The 2,509-nt window shown below is 68.7% G+C and carries 2 protein-coding genes; both read left to right on the plus strand.

The annotated features are described in order from the left end of the window. Nucleotides 1-160 precede the first annotated feature (160 nt). Entirely contained in the window at nucleotides 161-2,143 is a 1,983-nt protein-coding gene (locus ACIKT0_RS19995; RefSeq protein ID WP_407106526.1) for a TonB-dependent receptor plug domain-containing protein, read from the plus strand. 59 nt (nucleotides 2,144-2,202) lie between these two features. Further along, nucleotides 2,203-2,509, plus strand: a 307-nt coding sequence (locus ACIKT0_RS20000) for a DUF7676 family protein (RefSeq protein ID WP_474998509.1), incomplete at its 3' end; no start/stop codon positions are given.

Raw genomic sequence — 2,509 nt, forward strand, 5'->3', positions numbered from 1 at the left:
CGTCGGGCGGGGTGCACCGATGGTGGGCGAGCCATCGGGCGTGGGCGACCACGCGTGACGGGTGAGACCTCGAGTTCGCGGTGACGTGCCACTCGTCCCGCTCGGGGTTTCGATGTCCAGCCTTCCTTACCTTTCACAGGGCGCGTGCGCGCGCCCGGCCGTGTCCGCGGCCATTTTTCTAGGCCTCACCTCCGCTGTCGCGGCCCACACGTCCCCGTCGGACGAGACGGCCGAGCTCGAGGAGATCTCCGTCACCGCCAACCGAATCGCAGGCCCGCAGGCCGCGATCGGCAGCGCCATCTCGTCGATCTCCGGCAAGGAGCTCGAGGAGCGCCAGATCCGCGTCGTGTCGGACGTCCTGCGCGAGCTGCCCGGCGTCGCGGTCAACCGCACGGGGCCTGTCGGCGCCCTGACCCAGATTCGGATTCGCGGGTCGGAGGGCAATCAGACGCTCGTCCTCGTCGACGGCATCCGCATGAACGATCCCGGCACGAGCGCCGAGTTCGACTTCGCGAGCCTGCTCAACCTCGAGGTCGACCGGATCGACGTGCTGCGCGGGCCCCAGAGCGCGCTCTACGGCGCGGACGCGGTCGGCGGCGTGATCAACATCGTGACGCGCAAGGGCGAGCCGGGCCCGACTCGCTTCCGAGCCTCCATCGAAGGGGGGGGGTTCAACACCGTGACCGGCACGGCGTCCGTGTCGGGCGGGACGCAGGCCTACGACTACCTGATCGCCGGCCAAGGCTTCAGCACCCGCGGCGTCTCGACGGCGACCCGGTTCGACGCCTACGCCCCGACCGGCTCGCTCGACCGCGACGGCTACACGAGCGGGACCGGGCTCGCCAAAGTCTCGGTGCGGCCGACCGACAACCTCGAGTTCACAGGCGTCGCCCGCTACACCGAGTTTGACGCCGACCGCGACGGCTTCGGCGCGGCCTCGGACGGCTACCCGTTCGCGGCCTCGGTCGACAACCGCGACACCGAGAAGGGCAAGCAGTTCTTCGGCCGCGCGCAGGCGAGGGCGACCCTGCTCGACGGGGCGTGGGATCACGTGCTCGGCCTGTCCTACACGAACCAGGACCGGCGCAGCTTCGACGGAACGGGTCTCAAGACCTATGCCTCGCTCGGCGAGATGACCCGGTTCGATTACCAGACGAACATCCGCTTCCAGACGGACGGCGCGCTGCCCGCGAGCCACGTCGTGACCTTCGGCGCCGACCACACCCGCGACGCGGTGAAGAGCTTCACCGCCTTCCCGTTTCCAGCCGAAGCGCCGAACCCGCTCCGCAGGCACATCGACAACGCCGGGCTCGTTGCCCAATACCAGATCGGCGTGCTCGAGAAGCTGTTCGTCACCGGCAGCATCCGTCAGGACTTCAACGACCGGTTCGACGAGGCGACGACCTACCGTCTCGCGAGCGCCTACACCTTCGACCGGACCAGGACCAAGCTGCGCGCCTCATGGGGCACGGGCGTCAAGAACCCGACGACCTTCGAGCTGTTCGGCTTCTCCGGCAACTTCGTTCCGAACGGCGATCTCAAGCCCGAGCGCGGCGACGGCTGGGACTTCGGCGTCGACCAGCCGCTCTGGAGCGACCGCATCGTCCTCGACGCGACCTGCTTCCAGCAGCGCGTCCGGGACCTGATCTCCAGCGAGACCGTCGCCGACCCGGGCGATCCGACAGGCTTCGTCAACCGGCCGATCAACCTTCCGGGCACGTCGAACATCGACGGGGTCGAGCTCGGCCTGACCTTCAGGCCGCTCGATGGGCTGACGCTGCGCGGCGCCTACACCTTCACCGACGGCGAGGACGCGACCGGCGCGACGCTGGTGCGCCGGCCGCGGCATGTCGCGAGCTTCAACGCGAACTACGCGTTCCTCGAGGGCCGGGCGAACCTCAATCTCGGCGTCGTCTACAATGGCCGCCAACGCGACTTCGCCTATGACGCGACGGCATTCGCGCGCACCAGCGTGCCGCTGAAGGCCTATACGCTGGTCAACGTCGCGGTGTCCTACAAGGTGACCGAGAACGCCGAGGTCTACGGGCGGCTCGAGAACCTCTTCGACAGGAAATACGAGGAGGTCCTGACCTACGACACGCCCGGACGCGCCGCCTATGGCGGCCTCAACGTCTCGTTCTGACGACGCCGGCCGCCGGCTCGTCGTCGGCGGCCGCCCTTCTCCAAGACCAGGGTGGCGCAATGCCTGAAGAGACCCTTTCGCGGCGCGAGCCGACGGAGATCATCCGCGACCAAGACGGCGCCGTGAGGCGCGAGATCTGGGCGCTGGACGCCGACCAGTCGACGCTCGAGGCGTTCCTGCGTGACGTGTTCGAGAACCACTGGGCGGGCGTCCGCTTCGGCCCGCTGATCGAGGGCGCGGCCTATGAATGGCGCTGCCCGGGGCCTCCGCAAAAGATCGGCCTGATGGACGGCTATCTGACCGTCATGTTCGGCCATGGCGGCCACTTCCATCTGTGCATCGGCGAGAACCGTGGCTCGGAGCGCT

Origin of the sequence: Hansschlegelia beijingensis, from assembly GCF_045505405.1 — a bacterium.
Lineage (GTDB): Bacteria > Pseudomonadota > Alphaproteobacteria > Rhizobiales > Methylopilaceae > Methylopila > Methylopila beijingensis_A.